A 22,692-nucleotide genomic window follows, 5' to 3' on the forward strand; every position below is an offset into this window, starting at 1 on the left:
CGATCCGAAGGAGACGGCCTAGCCGGGCAGCAGGCCGACGAGCGCGTCGCGCAGGGCCGGGCGGCGGACGGTCATGAAGCGGTGCAGGGTCCGGGAGCCGAATGCCACCCGCTGGGCGCTGCGGCGGCGCTCGCCCTCGTACGCACGCAGTGCGGCGGGCAGTCCACCGGGGCCGTGGGCGGCGACCGCCCGGGTGAGGGCCTCCGCGTCGAGGAGCGCGGTGCAGGCGCCCTGGCCGAGGTTCGGGGTCATGGCGTGGGCCGCGTCGCCGACGAGCGCGACCGGTCCGGGTCCGGCCGTGCGGGTGAAAGCGGGCAGCGCCGGGTGGAGGTGGCGCATCCGGTAGCGGATCCACGTCTGCGGGTCGGTGTCGGCGAGCACGCGCGGGATGGGGTCGTGCCAGTCGGCGAAGGCGGCCCGCAGTTCGTCGGCCGTGGTGGCCTCGGGAACGGTGGCGTACCAGTTGGTGCGACCGGGTTCGACCGGTGTCATCCCGAAGAAGCGGCCCGGCCCCCAGGTCTCGCCGTAGACGCCGGTCTCGAAGCCGGCGGTGCCGATCCAGGCCGTGGTGCCGAGCTCGTGCGGCCGGCTCCCGCCGTCGAAGCGAGCGGTGCGGACCGCGCTGTTGATCCCGTCGGCGCCGACGAGGAGGTCGGCGTCCCGCGCGGCCGAAGCCTCGTAGGCCCGGCCGTACGCGATCTCCGTGCCGCCGAGCCGTGCGAGCTCGGCGAGGAGCGCGTCGATCAGGTAGGGCCGTGAGATGAGGAGTTCGGGTCGGCCCGCCTTGCGTTCGATCCGCTCCAGCGGCAGGGCGGCCAGCACCCGGCCGTCGGGGCGCCGGATCAGCGCGTCGCGGTACGGGACCGCGCGCTCCCGCAGCGCCCCGCCGAGGCCGAGCCGGTCCAGCGCCGCCTGGGCGGTGGGGTGGATGCCGAAGGCGGTGCCGTACCGCTCCGGCTCGGCCCGGCGCTCCAGAACGGCCACCTCCCATCCGGCCCGGCGCAGGCCGATGGCGGTGGCGAGACCGCCGACCCCGGCGCCGACGACCACCGCGGAGCCCCGCTCCGCACCCTTGCCCACGACGCTCGCGCCCATGGCGCACCCCCTCGTTCGAGCCGTCCCCACCGACCACCACACCTGCGGTACCACACCTGTGGTACCACGGGTGTGGTTAAGCTGGCAAGGTGAACCAGGACCGCAGGGACCGGCTGCGCGACGCGGCCATCGAGGTGCTCTCCGAGGCGGGTGGACGGGGCCTGACCCACCGCGCCGTCGACGCGGCGGCCGACGTGCCGCCCGGCACCTCCAAGAACTATTTCCCCACCCGCGACGCGCTGCTGCGCGCGGTCGCCGAGCGCTGCCTGGAGCGGTACCGGGAGCTCGCCGCCCGGCTCGCCGGGTCCGGACCCGGACCCGGCGACCGGGACGGACTCGCCGCGCTGCTCGCGGGACTGCTCCGCGATACGGCCGGAGCCGGTCGGCCGCGCGTCGTGGCGTACATGGAGCTCCAGACCGAGGCGACCCGGAGGCCGTGGCTGGCCGCGCTGCTGGACCCGATCGCGGCGGCGGACTTCGCGGCGTTCGGGCACCTGCTGGCCACCGCCGGACTGCCGGCCGGTCCGGAGCGGGCCTGCGCACTCACCCTCGCGCTGCACGGAGCCGTCCTCCACCTCCTGACGGGCGCCCCGGCCACCCTGGTCGCGGCCGGGCTGGACGACCTGGACGCCTTCGCCCGCGGTCTGCTGGACTCCGTATCCCCATCCACGTCCCCATCCCCGCCCCCGTCACCCTCCCCCGCACCGAAGGAGGAGGGCCCGTGACCGACCGGATCGACCGTGCCGTCGGAGCCGTGGTCGGCTCGGCGGCCGGGGACGCGCTCGGTGCGCCCTACGAGTTCGGGCTCGCCGGGCAGTTGAGCACCCGCGGCGAGGAGATGCGCGGGGGCGGCGGCTGGGATCCGGGCGAAGCCACCGACGATACGCAGATGGCCGTGCTGGTCGGCGAATCCCTGCTGGAGTGCGGCGGGCTGGAACTTCCCGACGTCTTCGCCCGGTTCCGGCGCTGGGCTGCGGGGGACCCCAAGGACATCGGGCTACAGACGGAGATCGTGCTGACGAGCGGCGACCCGTGGGACCAGGCCGCCGCACTGCACTTCCAGGTCAACGCGCGGGCGGCGGGCAACGGTTCCCTGATGCGCGCCTCGACCTCGGCGGTGTACTTCGCCCCCCGCGGACGGGACGCGACCATGACCGCCGCCCGGCGGATCGCCGCGCTCACCCACGGGGACCGGGCCGCGTGGGAGGGCACGGCCGTCCTCCACGAACTCGTACGCGTGGCCCTGGACGGCGGGGACCCCCTCGCCGCGCTCCCCGCGACCTTGGCGCAGGTGCATCCGGACCACCGCGAGCGGTACGCACGGGTCCTGGCCCCGGACTGGCATCCGGACCTGGCCACCGAGTTCAACGGGGCGGTGTGGCCCTGCCTGGGCTCGGCGGTGTGGGCGGTGCGCACCACGTCGGGCTTCGCGGACGCCGTACGGGCCGCCGTGGACCTGGGCGGCGACACCGACACGGTGGCGGCGGTGACCGGCACCCTGGCCGGGGCGCGGTACGGCGCGGCGGCGGTCCCGGAGTCCTGGACGGCCCCCTTGCACGTCCCCGTGCCGGGCTACGGGGACCACGTACTGGACGCCGCCGGGCTACGGGACCTGGCCCGACGCCTCGCGAAGGCCGGGGCCGCGGCTGCCGCCCGGGAGGCGTAGGCCCCGGGCAGTGGTGCGGAACCGCGGGCGATCCTCAGGCTCCCGTGGTGGAGCCCGGGCGGATGATCATCAGGACGGTCACCGTGGCCCACAGCAGGTTGAAGACCCCGGTGAGCATCGCGAGGCGAGCGGCGGACCGGGCCCCCGGGCGGAGACCGGAATCGGGTCCCTCTCGCGGCTCCTGCTCCTGCAGTGCGGTGAGGGCGGCGTCCTGGCCCGGAAGGATCAGCAGGGCGAGGACGGCGGCCGCCGCGGTGGTCAGCACAATCGAGACGATCAGCCATCCGCTGCCGAGCACTCCGAGACTGCTCGCCGTGGCGAACCCGAGGACCGGAACCGCGGTCCCGACGGCCGCGTAGACACGGCAGACGCGGTGCAGCAGCCGCAGGTTCGCCAGGGCGTCACGGTCACCCGGGGCATCGGCGGCCGAGGCGCCGGCGGCGCGGCGCAGCGCCGCGGGGAACATGCTCGCGGCGACGGTGACCGGCCCGATGGCCAGGACGGCGGCGAGGACGTGGAGGGACAGGTAGAGCTTGGTCACGGGCGCGGCTCCGCTTCCGTCCGTACGCCGGTGGCGCGGCGCCGGCCGGTGACCTTGGACGCCGGCAGGCGGCCGGCCTTGGAGGTCCCGGCCAGGGAGTCGCCGGTCACCGTCACGGCGAAGGCCAGGTTCAGGCGCATCGGCCTGGTGACGGCCTGCTTCCAGGTGAGCCGGTCACCGGCGCCGGCTCCGTCGCCGTCGCCGGCGGGGACGAATTCGAGGTCCGCGAGGGCGACCTCCTCTCCCGCCCCTCGGGCGATCCCGGTCAGGGCGCCGTCGCCGTCCCGGCGCAGGAGCTCGATGACGGCGTTGATCCGGCCGATGGGTGTGGAGACGGTCAGGTCCCAGGTTCCTTCAACGGACATGCTGTGGTTCTTTCCTCGGGGTGCGGGGCGAGCGGGCACGCGGATGGGGAGGGAGAGGGCAGGGGGAGGCAGGGGGAGGCAGGGCAGGGACGCTTCGGTCAGAAGCCGACCGGGGCCGGGCCCCGGTCGCGCCAGACGGTGCCTCGGCGTTCGTGGGCGAACAGCTCCTCGACCGCTTGCGCGATCCTCGGACCCACCTCGCGTTCCAGCAGGTACAGGCCCAGGTCGAGTCCGGAGGTGACACCGGCGCCGGTGACGAGGTCGCCATCGTCGACGACCCGGGCGCGCACGGCGTGCGCGCCGGTGGCGTCGAGCATGTCCAGGCCCAGGTGGTGGGTGGTGGCGTGGCGGCCCTCCAGCAGGCCGGCCAAGGCCAGGACGAGCGAGCCGCCGCACACGGCGGCGACCGTCATCCGCGGGTTGGCCATCGCCGCCTTGAGCAGCGCGGGCAGTTCGGTGGTCAGGGTGCGGCCGATCAGGACGGGGATGAACTCGTCCTCGCGCCACGCCCCCTCGCCCGCTTCGAGGTCCGCGGCCTCACCCGGTTCTCCGACCCGGCCCGAGGCCCCGGGAACCAGCACCAGGCCCGCACGGCCGGGGTCCAGAGCGCCCGTGGCGCGCAGCACCAGTCCCCCGGTGCCGCTGACCACCTCGCGCGGTCCTTCGGCGGAGACCAGCTCCACGCTCACCGCGCCGCCGGATGCGGCGCCCCCTGCGTGGAGCACCTCGTAGGGGGCGATGACATCGAGGGGATCGAAGCCGTCGAACAGGACGATCTGGGCGTGCATGAAGGGTTCCTCCGCGTGCGGCGGTCCGGTCCGTGCCGGGCTCGCCCTTGACGCTATGGGTCCTGCGGCCATCGCCCCAGTGGCATTAATGACACCTTCCAACGGGATAACGCCATCCCCCTGAAAACCTTCTCCGACCTGCACAAAGCTACGTACGGAGCCTTCTGCGGTCGGTCATCGAGCACAGTTCCCGGGTATGTTCCGGACATGCATACCGTCGCCGTCCTCGCCCTGGACCGGGTGATCCCCTTCGATCTGTCCACCCCGATCGAGGTCTTCACCCGCACCCGCCTGCCGGACGGCCGCCCGGGCTACCAGATCCGGGTGTGCGCGGAGCGGCCGGAGGTCGACGCGGGTTCCTTCGCCCTGCGCGCGCCGTGGGGACTGGAGGGGCTCCAGGGTGCGGACACGATCATCGTGCCCGGTACCGACGTCCCCACGGCCCCGCTCCCTCCCGCCGTCCGGGCCGCGCTGCTGGCGGCGGCCGCGCAGGGCACCCGCATCGCCTCGATCTGCTCGGGCACGTTCCCGCTGGCCGCCACCGGGCTCCTGAACGGCCTGCGGGCGACGACCCATTGGATGGCGGCCGACCTCCTCGCCGCCACCTATCCGGAGATCGAGGTCGACCCGGACGTCCTGTACGTCGACAACGGCCGGATCCTCACCTCGGCCGGCGCCGCCGCGGGCCTGGACCTGTGCCTGCACATGATCCGCAAGGACTACGGCTCGGCGGTCGCCGCCGACGCGGCCCGGTTGTCCGTCATGCCCCTGGAGCGCGAGGGCGGGCAGGCGCAGTTCATCGTGCACGACCACGCGCCCACCCCCAGGGGTTCCGTGCTGGAACCCCTGCTCGCCTGGCTGCAGGAGAACCTGGCCTCCGACCTCACGCTCGCCGACATCGCCGCCCGCGCCGGAACCAGCACGCGGACCCTGATCCGCCGCTTCCGCGAACAGACCGGGACCACCCCGCTCCAGTGGCTGCACCGCGCCCGCATCCGCCAGGCGCAGCACCTCCTGGAGACCACGCAGCATTCCGTCGAACGCATCGGCGCCCAGGTCGGCTTCGGTTCGCCCACGGCCTTCCGCGACCGCTTCAAACGCACCACCGGGGTCAGCCCCCACGCCTACCGCCGCGCGTTCAGCTGACCTCCGCGCTCGGTCAGCCCGTAACGGGTCCTGCGACGACTTCCCCGACGCCGGTGCTCCGCCCGGCCAGCAGACGGCCTTCCGCGTACCCGAGGGCCGGCTGCGGCAGTCCGCCGGGGCGGCCGCTGAGCAGGACGGTCAGGCTGCCGATGGCCGGCAGGCCGGGCTCCGGGCGGGCTCCGAGCCGGCGCAGGGCCTGGACGGCGACGGGCTCGGCGGAGCCGTGGAAGACGTACGCGCCGCCGCCGGTGCGCCGGTCGAGCGCGGCCCGGATGGGGGCCTCGACCAGCTCGTAGTGGGTGCAGCCGAGCACCACGTCGGTGACGTCGGACGGGGTCAGCGCGGCGGCCGCGGCGACGGCCCGTACGACGGCGGCCTCGTCGCCGGCCTCGACGGCGTCGGCCAGCCCCGGGCAGGGCACCTCGGTGACGCGCGCCCCGTCGGCGAAGTCACGGATCAGGCCGCGCTGGTAGGGGCTTCCGGTGGTGGCGGGGGTGGCCCAGATGGCCACGCGCCCTCCGGCGGCCGCGGCGGGCTTGATCGCCGGTACGGTCCCGATGACCGGGATCGCGGGCTCCAGTGCCGAGCGCAGCGCGGGCAGGGCGTGCACGGAAGCGGTGTTGCAGGCGACGATCAGCGCGTCCGGCCGGTGCGAGGCGGCGGCCCGCGCGACCTCGAGGGCCCGCCCGGTGAGGTCCTGCGGGGTCCTCGGACCCCAGGGCATCCCGTCGGGGTCGCAGGACAGCACCAGGTCCGCGTCCGGCCGCAGCCGCCGCATCGCGGCGGCCGCCGCGAGGAGGCCGATACCGGAGTCCATGAGGGCGATCTTCACTTGGTCACCTTAATCGATCCCCCCACCCCACCCGAGGCAACAGGCCCACCGCCCCCACGCACGCAGGACCCGACCGCCGCACCCCGGTGTCCCGCCGGTCTCCGCGGCCGTGCTCGCGGCACACTGCCGGGATGGGTTATCTCCTCGTCGCCGCGTGCGCCTCGCTCGCCGTCTGGCTCTGGCTCACCCTCGGCCACGGCATGTTCTGGCGGACCGATACGCGTCTGCCTCCCCGGCACGCCCCCGCCCGCTGGCCGTCCGTCGCGATCGTGGTCCCGGCCAGGGACGAGGCCGAGGTGCTGCCGTACAGCCTGCCCTCGCTCCTCGCGCAGGACTATCCCGGCGCAGCCGAGGTCATCCTGGTCGACGACGGCAGTTCGGACGGCACGGGCGAGCTCGCCCGGCGGCTCGCCGACGCGCACGCCGGGCTGCCCCTGACGGTCCTCTCCCCCGGCGAGCCCGGCGCCGGCTGGACCGGCAAGCTCTGGGCCCTCCGGCACGGCATCGCACACGCCCGCTCCGCCACCGGCCCGGGTCCGGGCCCCGAGTACCTGCTCCTCACCGACGCCGACATCGCCCACGAACCCGACAGCCTGCGCGAGCTCGTCGCCGCCGCGACCTCCGCCGACCTCGATCTGGTCTCGCAGATGGCCCGGCTGCGCGCCGTCAGCGTCTGGGAGCGGCTGATCGTGCCGGCCTTCGTGTACTTCTTCGCCCAGCTCTACCCCTTCCGCTGGATCAACCGCCCCGCCTCCCGCACCGCGGCGGCCGCCGGAGGGTGCGTCCTGCTGCGCACCGAGGCCGCCGTGCGGGCCGGGATCCCGGAGTCGATCCGCCAGGCCGTCATCGACGACGTCTCGCTCGCCCGGGCGGTCCAGCGCACCGGCGGACGGATCTGGCTCGGCCTCGCGGAGCGGGTGGACAGCGTGCGCCCGTACAGCTCCCTCGGGGACCTGTGGCGGATGGTCTCGCGCAGCGCCTACGCGCAACTGCGCCACCAGCCCCTCCTCCTGGCCGGGACGGTGGCCGGGCTGGCCCTGGTCTACCTGGTGCCGCCGGCCGCGCTCCTCGCCGGCCTCGCCGCCGGCCGGCCCGCCGTCGCCTGGGCCGGCGGTCTGGCCTGGCTGCTGATGGCCGGAACCTACCTGCCGATGCTGCGCCACTACCGCCAGCCGGCGGTCCTCGCGCCGCTCCTCCCGGTCACCGCGCTGCTCTACCTCCTGATGACCGTCGACTCGGCCGTGCAGCACTACCGCGGACGCGGAGCGGCGTGGAAGGGCCGTACCTATGCCCGCCCCAGTGACGCCTGAAACCGGACTCCACCCTTCAACTTCACGTCCTTCGAGGTCACGGGGTTGTGACGCTTCGTCAGCGCGAGGTCGGCGCACCATCCGTGCAACACCCAACCGGTCAGTACGAGTAGGAGCAAGACGGGGCGGAAGTGGCCAAATCGTGCACGTGAACAAGAAGTGAAAGCTGTGGCCCTGACCTGCGAATATGCAGGTCAGGGCGGTGTTGACGGAACCTCGCTATGGACCCGGTGAAGTCGTGGGCTTAACTTAGGTCCATGACCTCCCCCCGCTCCACTTATGGCGGCGGTTACTACTCCGCGCCCTCCTTCCCGGACACCCCTATCTACGACTCCCTCGTCGCCGAACGCGGGACCCCGCAGATCGCCCCGATCCGGGTCCCCGCCGCCTACGACTCCCCGAGCGCCGGCTACTCGAGCGGTGGGTACCTCCCGGCCCTCGCGTCCGCGCTCCCCGCCCTCCCGGCAGCACTGCCGCCGGCCCGGCCGCAACAGCAGCAGGCCCCTGCGTACGGGTACCCGTACCAGCAGCAGGCCGCGCCCCAGCAGATGCCGCACATGCAACAGATGCAGCAGATGCCGCCCATGCCTCAGCCCATGTCGATGCCGATGCCGCTCCAGCAGGCACCGGTGCCGTACGTGCCGCAGCAGCCGCAGCCGTTCGCGGCCCGCACGGGGTACGTTCCGCAGCCCCAGCCGCAGCAGCCCCGCCCGGTCGCCACGGGCACCGGGTACGAGGCGATGCGCCCGGCCGCGCCGCGGCCGATGCAGGCGCAGCCCGCGCCCGTACCGGCCGCCTCGTTCGAGGACCCGTACGGGCGTCCGTACCAGCCGCAGGGGCGCGGTTACTGACCGCCTTGCCGGGCCGGCCCCCCGCGACGAGGTCGCCGCGGAGTCCGTGAGGGAGGCTGGCAGTATTTGCCCATGGTGAATCTGCGTGTCCAGGCGCTCCACGTCCATCCCGTCAAATCGGTGGCGGGGACGGCACCCGATGAGGTGGCCGTGGAGCCCTGGGGTCTGTCCGGTGACCGCCGTTGGGCGGTGGTGGACGCGGAGGGCGCGGTCATCACCCAACGCCAGCAGCCGAGGCTGGCCTTGGCACGGGCCCGCCCGCTGGGGGGCGGCGGGTTCGAGGTCTCGGCGCCGGGCATGGCGGATCTGACGGTGGAGGTCCCGGGGCGGGGTCCGCTGGAGCCGGTGATGCTCTTCGGCAAGAAGATCGAGACCGTCGAGGCGGCGCGGTCCGCCGCCGACTGGTTCACCGCTTACCTGGGCGTACCGGCCCACCTGGTGCACCTGGACGACCCGGCGGTCCGCCGGCCGGTCGATCCCCAGTACGCGCTGCCCGGCGAGACCGTGAGCCTCGCCGACGGCTATCCGCTACTGATCACCACCCTCGCCTCGCTGGACGCGCTCAACGCGCTGATCGCCCGGGGCGACCATCCGGACGAGGGCCCGCTCCCGATGAACCGGTTCCGCCCGAACGTGGTGGTGTCCGGAGCCGAGGCCTGGGCCGAGGACCACTGGCTGCGCGTCGCGATCGGCGACGCCGTCTTCCGCGGGGCGCGCGAATGCGGGCGCTGCATCGTGACGACCACCGACCAGACGACGGCGCTCCGGGGCAAGGAGCCGCTCCAGACCCTGGCCAGGCACCGGCGGATCGGGAAGTCGCTGGCCTTCGGGCGGCAACTGGTGCCGGTACGGCTGGGGACCCTGCGGGTCGGCGACGAGGTGCGCGTCCTGGAGTGACGGCGCGAGGGACCGATGAGCCGCCAGAGGGCCGGTGAGACCACCCGGAATGACACCTTCGAGGGGCTCTCGCGTCACCCTGGAACCAACCGCCACCGCCTGCCCGTTGGAACGTTCGGGACGTGAGTACCGGATCGGGTGACACACGTCTCGCGCGTCCCGGAATGCGGGTGACCGGGGCATGCGGGAGGCTGGGACGGCAGGCAGGCGCAGACTGGCACAAGTAGGGGGAGCCGGACCGTGCGGACAGCAATGGGAGTGTGGCGTTGGCGGCGCAATCCGCTGCGCCGCCAGACGGATCTATTCGAGGCCTGGGTGGCCTTCGCGGCGCTGGTGTGCGTCCTGTTGGTGGCTCCGGCCATCGGCTGCGCGGCCGGCCTGAGGGTGGACGGCACCCTGCAGCGAGCCGTGCGCGAACAGCGCGAGGAGCGCCATCTCGTACCGGCGGTGGTGGTCCGGCCGACACCGGATCCGCTCCTCGGCGCGGCCACCGAACCGGCGGCGCAGCGCCAGGCCCCGCAGCGTACGCAGATCGTGGCCTCGTGGACGGCGCCCGACGGCAGCAACCACCAGGGCACGGTGCCGGCCGCGGAGGAACCGCCGCATCCCGGCGACCGGTTCCGGATATGGACCGATACGCACGGCCGGCTCGTCGGGCAGCCCCTGGATCCCTCCTCCGCCAGTTTCCACGCGGGCGCGGCCGGGCTCGCCGCGGCCCTGGGCATCGCCGCGCTCGTGGAGACGCTTCGCCGTCTGGTCGTACGAAGGCTCATGCATCGGCGGTACATCCGCCTGGACCGCGCGTGGGCCGCGGCGGGACCTGACTGGGGCCGGGCGGACGCGGGCAACTGACCTGGCAACTCACCGGCTCCGCGCGCGCTACGGTGGAGCGCCGGAGCGGCTGCTCCGACCAGCGGCCGGACACGATCAGCAGCCGGGCACACGGAACCGGACACACGGAACACGAGGGTGGGGGCACGACAGCACCATGGCTCAGGGCACGGTCCAGGTGACGCACGGCGGTTCCTCGCGGTGGCGTCGCCGCTCCGGTGATTATCCGACGCTGACCGCCGCGCTGGCCGCGGCGGGCGACGGCGACGTCCTGTCCATCGCGCCCGGCACCTACCGGGAGAATCTGGTGCTGCACCACGCCGTGACCCTGCGCGGCCCGGAGGGCTCGCTGGGTTCGGTGCGGATCGCACCGCTCGACGGGGTGGCGCTGACCGTCCGCGCCTCGGCCGTCATCCAGGACCTCCACCTGGAGGGCCAGGACCCCACGGCGCCCGCGCTCCTCATCGAGGACGGCTCTCCCGAGCTCACCGACCTGCGGGTGAGCACCCGCTCGGCGGCCGGCATCGAGGTCCGCGGGAGCGGCGCGCGCCCGCTGGTCCGGCGCTGCACGGTGGAGAACTCCGCCGGAACCGGCATCGCCGTACTGGACGGCGGCGGCGGGGTGTTCGCCGACTGCGAGGTGGTGGCCGCCGGCCAGACCGGCGTCTCCGTGCGCGGAGGCGGCCGCCCCCGGCTGGAGCGCTGCCGGATCCACCACACGACGGGCGCCGGCATCGCCGTGACCGGCGACGGCTCGGGCCTGGAGGCGCTGGGCTGCGAGGTCTACGAGATCAAGGGCGCCGGCGTGCAGGTCGCCGCCCGTGCCACGGCCGTGCTCACCGACTGCGCGGTCCACCGCACCACGGCCGACGGGGTCACCCTCGACACGGACGCCGTCCTCACGCTCGCGGGCTGCGACATCCACGACATCCCGGAGAACGCGGTCGACCTGCGCTCCCGCTCGGTGCTCACCCTCAGCCGCACCACCGTCCGCCGCTTCGGCCGCAACGGCCTGTCGGTGTGGGATCCGGGCACCCGCGTCGTCGCCGACTCCTGCGAGATCCACGACAGCACCGGCGACTACCCCGCCGTCTGGATCAGCGACGGGGCCGCCGTCTCGTTGGACTCCTGCCGGGTGCACGACGTACCGGACGCGCTGTTCGTACTGGACCGCGGTTCCCGGGTGGACGTCGTGGACAGCGACATCTCCCAAGTGCGCAACACCGCCGTCTCGGTGAGCGACGGGGCGACGGCCCAGCTGGACGACTGCCGGATCCGGGAGGCCGCCACGGGCGCCTGGTTCCGCGACCACGGCAGTGGCGGCACCCTCGCCAACTGCTCCATCGACTCCGTCCAGACCGGAGTGATCGTCACCAAGGGCGCGGACCCCGCGCTGGAGCGGTGCACGGTCAGCTCCCCCGCCGAAGCCGGCTTCTACGTGTCCGCGGGCGGGCGCGGCACCTTCACGGCATGCCGGGTCACGGGCAGCGCGGGCTTCGGTTTCCACGTCATCGACGGCTGCCGGACCTCCCTGCACCGCTGCCACACCGAGCGCTGCGCGCGCGGGGGCTACGAGTTCGCCGAGGACGGTCCCGTCGCCGAGGACTGCACGAGCGACGAGTCCGGACCGCGCCTCGCGGCCCGGTCGGCCTCCGGCGCGGGCGCCGGCCCGGGCACGGGCACGGGTGCGGGCTCGACGGCGGCCGGGGAGCGTACGGGGATCCGTACGGTATCGGCGGCGCCCGGCCCCGTGGCCGCGGCCACGGCCGAGCGGGTGCCGGCCCAGCGGCCGGCCGACGAAGCGGACGCCCCCGCGGCCGGGCAGTCGGCGGCTCGCGGATCGGTCGAGGTGCTGGGGCACCTGGACGCGCTCGTGGGACTGGACAGCGTCAAGCGCGAGGTCCGCGCGCTCACGGACATGATCGAGGTCGGCCGGCGCCGGCAGGAGGCCGGACTCAAGGCCGCTTCGGTCCGCCGCCACCTGGTCTTCACCGGCTCCCCCGGCACCGGAAAGACCACCGTGGCCCGGTTGTACGGGGAGATCCTGGCGTCCCTCGGGGTGCTGGAGCGCGGCCACCTCGTGGAGGTGTCCCGGGTCGACCTGGTCGGCGAGCACATCGGATCCACCGCGATCCGCACGCAGGAGGCCTTCGACCGGGCCCGCGGCGGGGTGCTGTTCATCGACGAGGCGTACGCGCTGGCGCCCGAGGACTCGGGCCGCGACTTCGGACGCGAGGCGATCGACACGCTGGTGAAGCTGATGGAGGACCACCGGGACGCGGTGGTGGTGATCGTCGCCGGGTACACGGCGGAGATGGACCGCTTCCTCACCGTGAACCCGGGGGTGGCCTCCCGCTTCTCCCGCACCATCACCTTCGGGGACTACGGTCCCGGCGAGCTGCTGCGGATCGTGGAGCAGCAGGCCGAGGAGCACGAGTACCTGCTCGGCGAGAAGACCTCCGACGCGCTGCTGACCTACTTCACGGACCTGCCCAAGGGCCCCGCCTTCGGCAACGGCCGCACGGCCCGCCAGACCTTCGAGTCGATGGTCGAGCGGCACGCGGGACGGGTCGCACAGCTGACCGAACCGAGCAAGGACGATCTCACCCTGCTCTACCCGGCGGACCTACCGGAACTCTGACCGGACGCCGCCTCCCCGGACGGAGCGACAACTGACGGGCCGACAGCTAGGGTGACAGCCCGCCGCCGGACGCCGCCGGCCGGCCGTCGAACCGAGGGAGTTCCCCATGGCCCGCCGACTCCGCCCCGTAGGGCTGGACTTCATCGAGGTGGCCCCCGTCCGCCTGGTCTTCGCCGGCCGTACGACGGCCGCCCCCGAGGACGTGTACCGGGCGCTGGCCGAGGAGCTGGAGGGCTGGCCGAGCTGGTTCCGGGCCGTCACCCTCGCCCGGCCCACCCACGGCGGCGCCGGGCGCGAGATCAGGCTGGTGGGCGGGGTCCGGTTCCAGGAAACGATCATGGCCGCGGATCCCGAGCGCCGCTACGCGTACCGGGTCGACGAGACCAACGCCCCCGGCATACGGGCCCTGCTGGAGGAGTGGCACCTGACCCCCTCCGGCTCCGGCACCCACGTCCAGTGGACCTTCGCCGCGGACGGTCCCACCCCGGTCCGCCTCGCGCTCACCGCCGCCCGACCCGCACTCGGGCACTCGTTCCGCTCCGCGGTCCGCGCGCTGGACCTGCGGCTGGCGCGGCGGCGGCGCGGGGCGGATCAGTAGGGGGGTACCCGCCCGGAGGAGCCGTCCGGGCGGATGCCGACGATCCGGTCGACCTCCCGGTACCGTTCGGCCAGGTCTCCGTAGCCTCCGGCGGTCCACACCCGGAGGCGGAACTCGTGCAAGGTCAGGGCCGCCCCTTCACCGTCGAAGTGGACCCTGGCGCAGCGTCCGCAGTACCAGCCCTGGAGCCAGAGCCGCTCGGCGGCGGGCAGGCCGGGCCGAACCTTCGCGCCGTACGCCCGGTTCGCCAGGGCGATCGCGACGAAGAGACAGACGGCGCCCAGGAGCGCGACCGCCGAGATCACGCCGAGGAGGAGCAGGTCCGCCTCCTGCCCGGGGGGCTCGTTCCATCCCGGGTACGGATACTCCGGCCCGGGCTCCGTCGTGAACCAGTGTCCGGCCAGGGAACCGGCCAGAAAGGTGCCGATCGACACGAGCACCAAGACCGCGCCCAGGCAGCCGCGTCCCTGGACGGACGGGGTGGGCGGGGTGGGCGCCAGGGCCCGGGCCAGGCGCGAGACGACCTCCCGGTTCACCGTCCGCCGGTCGCTGCCGGCGCCGGTCTCCTCGCGGACGTCGCGGTGTCCCTCCAGGAACACCGCCTGCACCGCCCGTACTTCGTCGGAGGCGCCGCAGCCGGGACACACGGGGAGCGAGCGCGCGTCCCGGTCCGGCCTGTTGTACTCGATGCCTGCCATGGTCCCCCCGAGGCCCGCCGTGATCGAAGTCGGCCCAGCGTAAGCAGTCGGCGCCGCCGCGCCTACGGGTTTCTCGCCGGCGGCCCGTCCCGGTTCAGACCGCGGGGTGCCGCACGGCCAGGTCCCCGTAGCCGCCTGCCGACCAGACCCGGGTGCGGAACTCCTGCAAGGTCATGGCCCGTTCTCCGGCGAAGTGCACCGTGCCGCAGCGTCCGCAGTACCAGCCGTCCGCCCAGACCCGGTCGGCGGCCACCCGGCCCGGCTCGGTCCGGCGGCGCCAGACCCGTTCCGCCCGGCCCGACAAGGCCAGCAGGAGGGGGGCCAGGACGAGCGAGGCCGCCGAGATCCAGCCCAGGTAGGCCGTGGGGTCCTCGACTCCCAAGGGGAGGTCACCGTCGCCCCCGTAGAACCGCGGGAACCCGTCGCCCTCGAACCACTTCCCCGCGATTCCGCCCCAGATGAACGCGCCGACCGCCACCAGGACGGACAGCACGCCGAGGCAGCCCTTGGTGTCGCCGTCCGGCTCCTCCGGGGCGACGGCGAGGGCCTTGGCCAGCGCCGAGTTCTCCTCGCGGAGCGTGACGCTGTCGTCCTCGCCGCCCCCGCGCTCCACCCGCATCTTGGCCTTGGACCGCAGATACGCGGCGGACACGCCGAGCACCTGGTCCTCCCGGCCGCACCGGGGGCAGGCCAAGGATCCGTCGCCGCCCCCGCCTTGGGCCCGTACGTCCTTACCGTCGCCGTCCGTGAACTCCGCCATGGCTCCCCGCCCCGCGCCGCGCCCCGTCCAAAGTCAGCACAGCGTAGCCAGCGGACCGGGCACGGACCAGGCGGCCAGGACAAACGTTTCAGCTGATGGGCTCGCTCCACACGCCGGTCTCCAGCATGGTGTCGAGGGTCCGCGCGTACGGGGTGATGTCGAGCCCCTGCTCCGCCAGCCACGCGTCGGAGTAGTACTTGTCGAGGTAGCGCTCGCCGCCGTCGCAGAGCAGGGTCACGACGCTGCCCGTGCGGCCCTCAGCGACCATCTCCGAGATGATCTTCAGCGCGCTCCACACCCCGGTACCGGTGGAACCGCCCGCCTTGCGGCCGATCACCCGCTCCAGCGCCCGGCACGCCGCGACGCTCGCGGCGTCCGGGACCCGCATCATCCGGTCGATGGCCCCGGGGACGAAGCTCGGCTCCATCCGGGGCCGGCCGATGCCCTCGATGCGCGAGCCGCAGTCGCTGGTCGCGTGCGGGTCGCTGCGGGTCCAGCCGTCGAAGAAGCAGGAGTTCTCCGGGTCCGGGACACAGATGCGGGTGTCGTGCTGCATGTAGTGCACGTAGCGGGCGATCGTCGCGGAGGTGCCGCCGGTGCCGGCCGTGGCCACGATCCACGCGGGCTCGGGGTAACGCTCCAACCGCAGCTGCTGGTACATCGATTCGGCGATGTTGTTGTTGCCGCGCCAGTCCGTCGCCCGCTCCGCGTACGTGAACTGGTCCATGTAGTGGCCGCCGGTGCGGGCGGCGAGCTCGGCCGACTCCTCGTACATCTTCATCGAGTCGTCGACGAAGTGGCACTCGCCGCCGTGGAACTCGATGAGCCGGCACTTCTCGGGGCTCGTCGTGCGCGGCATGACGGCGATGAACGGAACGCCGATCAGCTTGGCGAAGTAGGCCTCCGAGACCGCCGTGGACCCGGACGAGGCCTCGATGACGGGGCGGCCGGGCCGGATCCAGCCGTTGCAGAGGGCGTAGAGGAACAGGGAGCGGGCGAGGCGGTGCTTGAGGGACCCCGTCGGGTGGGTGGACTCGTCCTTGAGGTAGAGGTCGATGCCCCAGGCCTCGGGGAGCGGGAAGCGCAGCAGGTGGGTGTCGGCGGAGCGGTTCGCGTCCGCCTGCACCTTGCGGACGGCCTCTTTCAGCCAAGCGCGGTAGTCAGCGTCGCTGCGGTCGACGTCGACGGTCGTGGCGGTCGTACCGGTGGTGGTGCTCATGCGCCGTGCTCCTTCGTACTTCTCGATGTCCCGAGTGCGCGCCGGGCGTTTCAGCCCACCGCCCGCTTTCGAAATGTACTCCGCCCACCTGCACAAACGGTCACTTTGGGTATCTATGCGAATCCCTTTCGATCGCGTTCGGTTGCACACCGGCCCACAGTGGGTGACCCTGGGGAGGCGTCACCGAGGGTGCAGCACCCGTAACACTGATGTCGGGGAGTCGCAGCCGTGATCAGTCATTCCCGCAGGCACTGCGTCGTCGAACTGCAGGCCCTGCCCTTGCGGATCGGACAGATCCGCCGAATCGTTTCGGCGCAACTGCGCCACTGGCAGCTCGACCCGCTCATAGACCGGGCTGCGCTCGGCGTGACGGAGCTGCTGAGCAACGTCCACCGTCATGCGCAGCCGGACAAGACCTGCACGGTCGAGATCGAGCTGCGCCTCGGCCGGCTGACCGTGTCCGTCTACGACAGCGATCCCCGCCTCCCGCAGCTCAGGGACTCCGCGGCCGCCGGGGCCACCCGGCCCGCGGCCGCTCCCCCGGCCGCTTCCCCGGTCGACGCCCTGGAGACCTCCGGCCGCGGGCTCGCGCTCGTGGAGGCCCTCAGCGAGGCGTGGGGGGCCCGGCAGCAGGACGACTGCCCGGGCAAGGTGGTGTGGTTCTCCCTGCGCGCCGCCCCCGGGCCGGCCGCACCGGAACACCACCCGGTGCTCCTGGCGGAGAAACCGGCACACCGGGCCGCGAAGAAGCCCGTACGGGAACCCGCGCCGGCCCCGCCCGTCGCCGCACCCCCGGAGCCGGTCTCCGCCGGCCTGTCGGTGACCGCCTCGGTCGGCGCCCGGCCCGGGTAGCCTCCGGTCGCCGAACCCGCCCGGAGCCGTGGGAACAGCGGTCAGGCCGCCGTCCCCAGGGTCCCGAGCGGGTCGTCCAGCACCGGCTGCCACGCCAGCTCGGCGGCGCCGACCAGGCTGTTGTGGTCGAGCGTGCAGGGCAGGATCGGCACGCCGCCGCTGCGCCCCCACAGGCTGCGGTCCGCGACCACCGCGCGCAGCCGCTCGGGGTCCGCGTAGAGCAGCTCGCGGTGGAGTCCGCCGAGGATGATCCGGTCCGGATTCAGGATGTTGACCAGGCCCGCGAGGCCCAGGCCGAGCCGGTCGATGAGCTCCTCGGTGGCCGCCCGTACTCCGGGGTCCGCGGACTCCTCGCGCAGCAGGTCGCGGGCCTGCTGGAGCAGGGACACCTCGGGGCCCGGGGTGCGCCCGGCGGCGGTGAGGAAGGCCAGCGGGTCGGCCTCCACGTCGAGGCAACCCCGGCTGCCGCAGTGGCAGGCCCGCCCCTCGGGGTTCACGGTGAGGTGGCCGACCTCCAGGGCCAGGCCCGAACTCCCGCTGTGCAGGCGGCCGTCCAGGACCAGCGCGCCGCCGACCCCGCGGTGTCCGGTGGCCACGCACAGCAGGTGCTGCGCACTGCGGCCGGCGCCGTGCCGGTGCTCGGCGAGCGCGGCGAGGTTCACGTCGTTGCCGGTCAGCGCCGGGCCGTCGATGCCGGCCTCCTTCACACAGTCGGCGAAGATGGCCCGGACGGGGGAACCCGCGGGCCAGGCCAGGTGCAGCGGGTTCAGCGCCGTCCCCTCCGGCTCCGCGACCGCCGAGGGCACCGCGAGGCCGGCTCCGATGCAGCGCCGGCCGGTCTGCGCGAGCAGTGCGGCCCCGGCTTCGACGACCGCGCCGAGCACCTGCGCGGGGTCGGCCGACACGGGGACCCTGCCGGGAGCCGTGGCGACGATCCGGCCGCCGAGGCCGACCAAGGCGGCCCGGAACCCGTCCGAGTGCACCTGCGCGGCCAGGGCCACCGGGCCGTTCTCGTCCACGGAGAGCCGGTGCGAGGGGCGGCCCTGGGTTCCGCCGGCCCCACCGGGGCGGGAGTCCACGCGGATCAGCCCGAGCGCCTCCAGCTCGGCGGCGACGGCGCCGGCGGTGGCGCGGGTGACGCCGAGTTCGGCGGTCAGGACCGCGCGGGTCGGGGCCCGGCCGGTGTGGACCAGCTCCAGCGCCGGGCCGAGCGCGCCGCGGCCCCGCTCCAGCTTGGTCCGTGCGGAGCCGGCTGCCGCTGCCGCCGCTGCCACCGTGGGAGCCGCGGCGGACCCGGAGGCGGACGCCGGAGCGGATCCCGACGCGGATCCCAGAGCGGACGCCTTCGGCGCGATGGACGCGCCGGACGCGTCCGCCCTGCCGGATCCCTCGGCCGTGCCGGCCCCTGCGGTCCCGTCCGTCCCAGCGGACACCGCGGTCACATCCCCCACCCGCCGCGGGGCCCCGTTGCCGTTCATGACAGCGATCCTCGCATGATCGGAGCGCCGAGGACGCCGCCCGCTACCCGAGCCCGCCGACCCGGAGCGTGATGTTCAGCCGCCCGGTCAGCCCGAGGCCCGGCGGAGCGGTGCCGGGCAGGACTTTCGGCACCCCGTGGAAGGCCCGTCGGACCGGCCCGCCGAAGACGAACAGATCCCCGCTGCGCAGCTCAACGTCCCGATACGGACGCCCGCGCGAGGCGGTGTTGCCGAAGCGGAAGAGGCAGGAATCACCCAGGCTCAGCGAGACCACCGGGGCATCGGAGCGCTCCTCGGCGTCCCGGTGCATGCCCATGCGGGAGTCGCCCTCGTAGAAGTTGACCAGCGCGATGTCGTAGGCGATGGCCGGATCCGGAGCCTTCCCGTACGCCGCGGCCACGGCGCCGCGGGCCAGCAGCGCCAGCCAGTCCGGCATCGCCTTGACCGGAGCGCCGTCCCCGTCGACGGCCGTGGGCGCGTATCCGTACGGGTACCAGTGCAGCCCCAGGCACACCTGCCGGGCGCTCATCGTCCCCCCGCCCGGGGTGCGCACCGTGCGCAGCCCGGCGGGCGGCCGGGCCCACCCCCGGCACGCTTCCACCAACTCCCGCTGCCGCCCCGGCCCCAGCCAGTCGGGCACGTGCACGGCGCCGGGCACGATCTCGGTGCGCTCGCGCGGGAAGAGTTCGCCCTCCGGATGTCCCATGACCTCCATCATCCTTCGTTGTGCGTGTCCGCGGGCGGCTGAGAGACTCCCGCCATGGAGATCATCAGCTATGTGAAGACCGTGGCCCGCGAGGGCGAGCGGCTCGCCGACATCGCGGAACGGGCCGGTACGGACGCCCTCGTGCCCACCTGTCCGCAGTGGCGGGTCGCCGATCTGCTGCGCCACACCGGCTCCGTGCACCGCTGGGCCACCGGATACGTGGCGCAGGGTCTGAGCGAGCGGGCTCCGTTCCCGGACGCGCCGGAGCTGGTGGGTGCGGAACTGCTGGCCTGGTTCCGCGAGGGCCACGCGACGCTGGTACGGACCCTGACCGGGACCTCCGCCGACGCGCGGTGCTGGACCTTCCTGCCGACCGCGCCGCCTTCGCCGCTGGCCTTCTGGGCGCGCCGCCAGGCGCACGAGACCACCGTGCACCGGATGGACGCGGAAGCCGCGCTCGGCGTGCCCTTCGGGATCGTGGCCCCCGGTTTCGCGGAGGACGGGGTGGACGAGCTGCTGACCGGATTCCACGCGCGGCCGCAGAGCCGGGTACGGACGGCGGAGCCGCGGGTGCTGCGCGTACGGGCCTCCGACACCGGCGCGGTGTGGACCGTACACCTGTCGCAGGAGCCCGCCCGCACGGTACGCGCGGACGCCCACGGCGCGGACGGCGCGGAGGCCGACTGCACCCTGACGGGCGAGGCCGCCTGGCTCTACTCGGCGCTGTGGAACCGGCAGCCGCTCACCGGGCCGGGCGTGACGGGCGACGCCGAACTGGCCCGGCTCTGGGTGGACACGGCCGGAATCTGACCTCCGGGCGCACCGGGAGCCCCCTTGTCGTGGTGCGGCTCGGGCGGCGAGACTGCGGGCATGGAACGACGCAGCCAGGCCGACCGGGACACGGTCACCATCGAGATCGTGTTCGCCTTCGTCAGCGGTGCCTTAGCCGCCGGACTGGTCTTCGCGGCGCTGTACGGTCCCGCCCTGGCCTTCGACCTCTCCTCCACGACCGACCGGACCCTGGCGATGGTGGGCGGCGTCCTGGCCGCGACGGTGTTCCTGCTCCGGATCACCCACGTCCTGTGGCGCTTCGCCCGCCGCCCGGGAGGGGACGGCGGCCCGGCGTGATCCCTGACGTCCCCGGCCGTGAAGGGCAGGCGTCCGCGGTGCGGGTGTCGCTCCTGGTGCTGTACACAACGCGGTGGGAGGAATGCCGCCGGTTCTACGGGGACCTCGGCCTGGCCTTCACCGCGGAACGCCACGGCCGCGGACCGGAGCACTACGCCGCCGTCCTCCCGGACGGCATGGTGATCGAGCTCTATCCGGCCCGGGACGACCGTCTCACCGGCGCCCTGCGGCTGGGCCTGGCCGTCCCGGCCTTCGACGGCTCCGCCGGCGGCCTCGCCCCGGGGCGCCACCGGCTCGTGGATCCCGACGGCCGTACCGTCGAGGTCACCGCCGTCGGGCGGACGGAGGCCGGCTCAGCCCAGGGTTGAGGCGTACGAGGTCTGGGCGCGGTACTTCCAACCGGGCTGGGCGTCCCAGGGGTTCGGCATCTGCGCGCTGGTGGCGTAGGCGTACCCCGCGCCGCGCTCGAAGGCCGTACGGAGCGTCGCGCGCATCGCGGGGGCGTCCGGGACGTCGTGCACGAGGTGCCAGAACGCGGTGCCGCTCGGGTCGAGTTCGGCGCCGGAGCGGTAGCCGGTGAGCGCGTTGAAGACGTTGCCGCCGAGCCAGCCGGCGCCCGTGTAGGCCGCGTACGTGTCCTCGAAGGTGACGAAGACGTCGGCCGTGCGGCGGCCTGGCTCCAGGAAGCAGTCGGCGATGGCCGTCCCGGGGTTGTTGACGACCAGTTCCGGCGTGCCGGGGGCGACGGCCTCCATGGTGTCCTGCACGTAGCGGCGCAGCTCCGCGTAGTGGTCGCGGGTGGCGTTGGCCGGGCCGCAGTCGCGGCTGACCACGTCGAAGAAGATGCCGTCCACGTGGAGGCCGTCGGGGGTCTTCAGGTAGTTGTCCACGGAGGCCTTCACGGCGGCGATGTCGCGGTTGCCGTGGTCGGTGTGGACGTAGCCGAGCACCTTGGTCTTCTCGCCGGTGGCGGTGGTGCCGGTGCGCAGGACGTCGGCGCGGGCCCGCCAGGGGGCGTCGAACGGGGAGTCGCCGTTGCCCGGGTTGAGGACCACCACCGAGGCGGCCGGGCTGGTGGCGGTGAGATCGACGAGCATCGGGTCGTTGGCCCAGACGTACGCCGGGACGGCTATCTCCAGGCCCCGTACGCCGGCCGCCCGGGGCGTCGGTCTCACCTCGGGGGTCGGGGCCGGGGCGAGGGCCGGGGTTCGGTCCCGGGCCTGGGACCGGCCCGGCTCCGAACTCGCCGACGCGGTGACGGCCGGCGCCGGCGCGGCGAGTAAGAGGGTGGCCAGGACGGCGTAAACGGCCTTCGCGGCGCGGGTCATGACTGCTCCTCGGGGCGACGGCAGAGCGACGGAGGGGTCGGCGCCGGGGCGATGGCCGGGCGCCGGGGACGGCAACCGGGGCGGACCCCGGCCCGAGGAACACTAGACGGGCCGCCGGGCGCACCAGGGCCGATTCCCCCGCTTCCGTACGAGGAACTGACAAGCGAACTATCCCCGACCCCGCCGGTACGGCCCGGCCCCGCCCTATACGGCGGGCAGTCCGACCCCGTGCGCCAACTGCCCGGCGGCGTGCGCGAAGAAGGCGTCCCGGTCCTCGACGACCCGGTTGAACTGGCCGAACAGCTCGAAGGAGATCAGTCCGACGAGCTGCGCCCAGGCGGCCACCAGGGCCGCGGCGGCCTCGGGGGGCAGCCCTTCGGCGAAGTCCGCGGCCATGCGGGCGGCTTCGGGACGCAGCTCGGCGGGGAGCGGCGGGAGGGCGATGCCACGGCCCCCGTAGGCGGCGCGGACGATGCCGATGAGGGTGTTGCCCACGCGGGAGGCCGGGCCGACGGTGTCGATCGGGGCGGTGTAGCCGGGGACGGGCGAGCCGTAGATGAGGGCGTACTCGTGCGGGTGCTCCAGCGCCCAGGCGCGTACGGAGGCGCAGACGGCGGCCCAGCGGGCGCGGGGGGTGTCGCCGGCGGCGAGCGAGCGGGCGTCGGCGGCCTCGGCGGCGGCGCCCACGCTGTTGTAGGCGTCGACGATGAGGGCGGTGAGGAGCTCGTCGCGGCTGGGGAAGTAGCGGTAGAGGGCGGAGGAGACCATGCCCAGCTCGCGGGCGACGGCGCGCAGCGAGAGCTTGGCGGCGCCCTCCGCGGCGAGTGCGCGGCGCGCCTCGTCCTTGATGGCGGCGGTGACTTCGATGCGGGCTCGTTCCCTCGCCCCTCGCACGGTGCTCATGGGGGCCAGTGTGCCACGCGGCCAGAGCACCGCCCACCAACAAGAGCAGTGCCCCATTC

General features: G+C 74.1%; 25 protein-coding genes. 13 read left to right on the forward strand and 12 right to left on the reverse strand.

Annotated features, from left to right (window positions below; genetic code table 11):
* Positions 1-18: 18 nt before the first annotated feature.
* The gene (locus ACFYYB_RS21665) at positions 19-1,095 is read right to left on the reverse strand and encodes an FAD-dependent oxidoreductase (protein WP_389436850.1); all 1,077 of its coding nucleotides are present in this window, start codon (positions 1,093-1,095) and stop codon (positions 19-21) included.
* A gap of 89 nt (positions 1,096-1,184) precedes the next feature.
* Here ACFYYB_RS21665 and ACFYYB_RS21670 point away from each other — a divergent pair, with 89 nt between their 5' ends.
* Positions 1,185-1,820, forward strand: coding sequence for a TetR/AcrR family transcriptional regulator (locus ACFYYB_RS21670; protein ID WP_389436851.1), 636 nt, complete (start codon positions 1,185-1,187; stop codon positions 1,818-1,820).
* A complete protein-coding gene (locus ACFYYB_RS21675; RefSeq protein WP_389436852.1) occupies positions 1,817-2,761 on the forward strand; it encodes an ADP-ribosylglycohydrolase family protein in 945 nt (314 codons plus the stop codon). Before ACFYYB_RS21670 ends, ACFYYB_RS21675 begins: the two co-directional genes overlap by 4 nt.
* A 34-nt stretch (positions 2,762-2,795) precedes the next feature.
* On the opposite strand, the gene ACFYYB_RS21680 is transcribed toward ACFYYB_RS21675, so the two are convergent.
* The 3 genes from ACFYYB_RS21680 to ACFYYB_RS21690 form a co-directional block, all read right to left on the reverse strand.
* Positions 2,796-3,302: a hypothetical protein gene (locus tag ACFYYB_RS21680; RefSeq protein ID WP_389436853.1), complete on the reverse strand. Its 507-nt coding sequence runs from the start codon at positions 3,300-3,302 to the stop codon at positions 2,796-2,798.
* Positions 3,299-3,667 carry a hypothetical protein gene (locus ACFYYB_RS21685; RefSeq protein WP_389436854.1) on the reverse strand — a complete coding sequence of 123 codons (369 nt, stop codon included), beginning with the start codon at positions 3,665-3,667 and terminating at the stop codon, positions 3,299-3,301. The genes ACFYYB_RS21680 and ACFYYB_RS21685 overlap by 4 nt, the downstream gene beginning before the upstream one ends.
* A gap of 98 nt (positions 3,668-3,765) precedes the next feature.
* A complete protein-coding gene (locus tag ACFYYB_RS21690) occupies positions 3,766-4,455 on the reverse strand; it encodes a DJ-1/PfpI family protein (RefSeq protein WP_389436855.1) in 690 nt (229 codons plus the stop codon).
* Positions 4,456-4,662: 207 nt separating this feature from the next.
* Between ACFYYB_RS21690 and ACFYYB_RS21695 the strand changes: the two genes are divergently transcribed.
* Positions 4,663-5,601, forward strand: coding sequence for a GlxA family transcriptional regulator (locus ACFYYB_RS21695; RefSeq protein ID WP_389436856.1), 939 nt, complete (start codon positions 4,663-4,665; stop codon positions 5,599-5,601).
* Between the two features lie 13 nt (positions 5,602-5,614).
* On the opposite strand, the gene ACFYYB_RS21700 is transcribed toward ACFYYB_RS21695, so the two are convergent.
* The gene (locus ACFYYB_RS21700; protein ID WP_389436857.1) at positions 5,615-6,433 is read right to left on the reverse strand and encodes a glutamate racemase; all 819 of its coding nucleotides are present in this window, start codon (positions 6,431-6,433) and stop codon (positions 5,615-5,617) included.
* A gap of 131 nt (positions 6,434-6,564) precedes the next feature.
* Between ACFYYB_RS21700 and ACFYYB_RS21705 the strand changes: the two genes are divergently transcribed.
* The 6 genes from ACFYYB_RS21705 to ACFYYB_RS21730 all read left to right on the forward strand — a co-directional run bounded on the left by ACFYYB_RS21705 (position 6,565) and on the right by ACFYYB_RS21730 (position 13,561).
* Entirely contained in the window at positions 6,565-7,743 is a 1,179-nt protein-coding gene (locus ACFYYB_RS21705; protein ID WP_389436858.1) for a glycosyltransferase, read from the forward strand.
* Between the two features lie 257 nt (positions 7,744-8,000).
* A complete protein-coding gene (locus tag ACFYYB_RS21710; RefSeq protein ID WP_389436859.1) occupies positions 8,001-8,594 on the forward strand; it encodes a DUF6643 family protein in 594 nt (197 codons plus the stop codon).
* 72 nt (positions 8,595-8,666) lie between these two features.
* Positions 8,667-9,491 (forward strand): MOSC domain-containing protein, encoded by an 825-nt coding sequence (locus tag ACFYYB_RS21715; protein WP_389436860.1) that lies wholly within the window; start codon positions 8,667-8,669, stop codon positions 9,489-9,491.
* Between the two features lie 240 nt (positions 9,492-9,731).
* The gene (locus tag ACFYYB_RS21720) at positions 9,732-10,343 is read left to right on the forward strand and encodes a hypothetical protein (RefSeq protein ID WP_389436861.1); all 612 of its coding nucleotides are present in this window, start codon (positions 9,732-9,734) and stop codon (positions 10,341-10,343) included.
* Positions 10,344-10,479: 136 nt separating this feature from the next.
* Positions 10,480-12,963 (forward strand): right-handed parallel beta-helix repeat-containing protein, encoded by a 2,484-nt coding sequence (locus tag ACFYYB_RS21725; protein ID WP_389436862.1) that lies wholly within the window; start codon positions 10,480-10,482, stop codon positions 12,961-12,963.
* Positions 12,964-13,069: 106 nt separating this feature from the next.
* Positions 13,070-13,561, forward strand: coding sequence for an SRPBCC family protein (locus tag ACFYYB_RS21730; protein WP_389436864.1), 492 nt, complete (start codon positions 13,070-13,072; stop codon positions 13,559-13,561).
* Here ACFYYB_RS21730 and ACFYYB_RS21735 read toward each other — a convergent pair.
* From ACFYYB_RS21735 to ACFYYB_RS21745, 3 genes are all read right to left on the reverse strand, one after another.
* Complete coding sequence (locus ACFYYB_RS21735; protein ID WP_389436865.1) at positions 13,555-14,259, reverse strand: hypothetical protein; 705 nt, start codon at positions 14,257-14,259, stop codon at positions 13,555-13,557. The genes ACFYYB_RS21730 and ACFYYB_RS21735 overlap by 7 nt on opposite strands.
* A gap of 94 nt (positions 14,260-14,353) precedes the next feature.
* Positions 14,354-15,019, reverse strand: coding sequence for a hypothetical protein (locus tag ACFYYB_RS21740; RefSeq protein WP_389436866.1), 666 nt, complete (start codon positions 15,017-15,019; stop codon positions 14,354-14,356).
* 88 nt (positions 15,020-15,107) lie between these two features.
* On the reverse strand, positions 15,108-16,238 hold the full coding sequence (locus tag ACFYYB_RS21745; RefSeq protein ID WP_389436867.1) for a PLP-dependent cysteine synthase family protein: 1,131 nt from the start codon (positions 16,236-16,238) through the stop codon (positions 15,108-15,110).
* Positions 16,239-16,466: 228 nt separating this feature from the next.
* Between ACFYYB_RS21745 and ACFYYB_RS21750 the strand changes: the two genes are divergently transcribed.
* Positions 16,467-17,090 (forward strand): ATP-binding protein, encoded by a 624-nt coding sequence (locus ACFYYB_RS21750; protein WP_389436868.1) that lies wholly within the window; start codon positions 16,467-16,469, stop codon positions 17,088-17,090.
* 41 nt (positions 17,091-17,131) lie between these two features.
* Here ACFYYB_RS21750 and ACFYYB_RS21755 read toward each other — a convergent pair whose 3' ends face one another.
* Positions 17,132-18,568, reverse strand: coding sequence for an ROK family protein (locus tag ACFYYB_RS21755; protein ID WP_389436869.1), 1,437 nt, complete (start codon positions 18,566-18,568; stop codon positions 17,132-17,134).
* A gap of 43 nt (positions 18,569-18,611) precedes the next feature.
* On the reverse strand, positions 18,612-19,274 hold the full coding sequence (locus ACFYYB_RS21760) for an alpha-ketoglutarate-dependent dioxygenase AlkB family protein (RefSeq protein WP_389436870.1): 663 nt from the start codon (positions 19,272-19,274) through the stop codon (positions 18,612-18,614).
* 54 nt (positions 19,275-19,328) lie between these two features.
* On the opposite strand from ACFYYB_RS21760, the gene ACFYYB_RS21765 reads away from it, so the two are divergent.
* Genes ACFYYB_RS21765 through ACFYYB_RS21775 form a run of 3 tightly spaced genes read left to right on the forward strand, consistent with a single transcriptional unit; the run spans position 19,329 to position 20,770 of the window.
* Positions 19,329-20,084 carry a maleylpyruvate isomerase family mycothiol-dependent enzyme gene (locus tag ACFYYB_RS21765; protein WP_389436871.1) on the forward strand — a complete coding sequence of 252 codons (756 nt, stop codon included), beginning with the start codon at positions 19,329-19,331 and terminating at the stop codon, positions 20,082-20,084.
* Positions 20,085-20,144: 60 nt separating this feature from the next.
* A complete protein-coding gene (locus ACFYYB_RS21770; protein ID WP_389436872.1) occupies positions 20,145-20,402 on the forward strand; it encodes a DUF6332 family protein in 258 nt (85 codons plus the stop codon).
* Entirely contained in the window at positions 20,399-20,770 is a 372-nt protein-coding gene (locus tag ACFYYB_RS21775) for a glyoxalase/bleomycin resistance/dioxygenase family protein (RefSeq protein WP_389436873.1), read from the forward strand. Before ACFYYB_RS21770 ends, ACFYYB_RS21775 begins: the two co-directional genes overlap by 4 nt.
* Here the strand turns inward: ACFYYB_RS21775 and ACFYYB_RS21780 are convergent.
* Both ACFYYB_RS21780 and ACFYYB_RS21785 read right to left on the reverse strand, forming a co-directional pair.
* Positions 20,756-21,730 carry a spherulation-specific family 4 protein gene (locus ACFYYB_RS21780; RefSeq protein ID WP_389436874.1) on the reverse strand — a complete coding sequence of 325 codons (975 nt, stop codon included), beginning with the start codon at positions 21,728-21,730 and terminating at the stop codon, positions 20,756-20,758. The two genes, ACFYYB_RS21775 and ACFYYB_RS21780, sit on opposite strands and share 15 nt — an antisense overlap.
* A 204-nt stretch (positions 21,731-21,934) precedes the next feature.
* Complete coding sequence (locus tag ACFYYB_RS21785; protein WP_389436875.1) at positions 21,935-22,633, reverse strand: TetR/AcrR family transcriptional regulator; 699 nt, start codon at positions 22,631-22,633, stop codon at positions 21,935-21,937.
* Positions 22,634-22,692 lie beyond the last annotated feature (59 nt).

Source organism: Streptomyces sp. NPDC002886 (assembly GCF_042888445.1).
Lineage (GTDB): Bacteria > Actinomycetota > Actinomycetes > Streptomycetales > Streptomycetaceae > Streptomyces.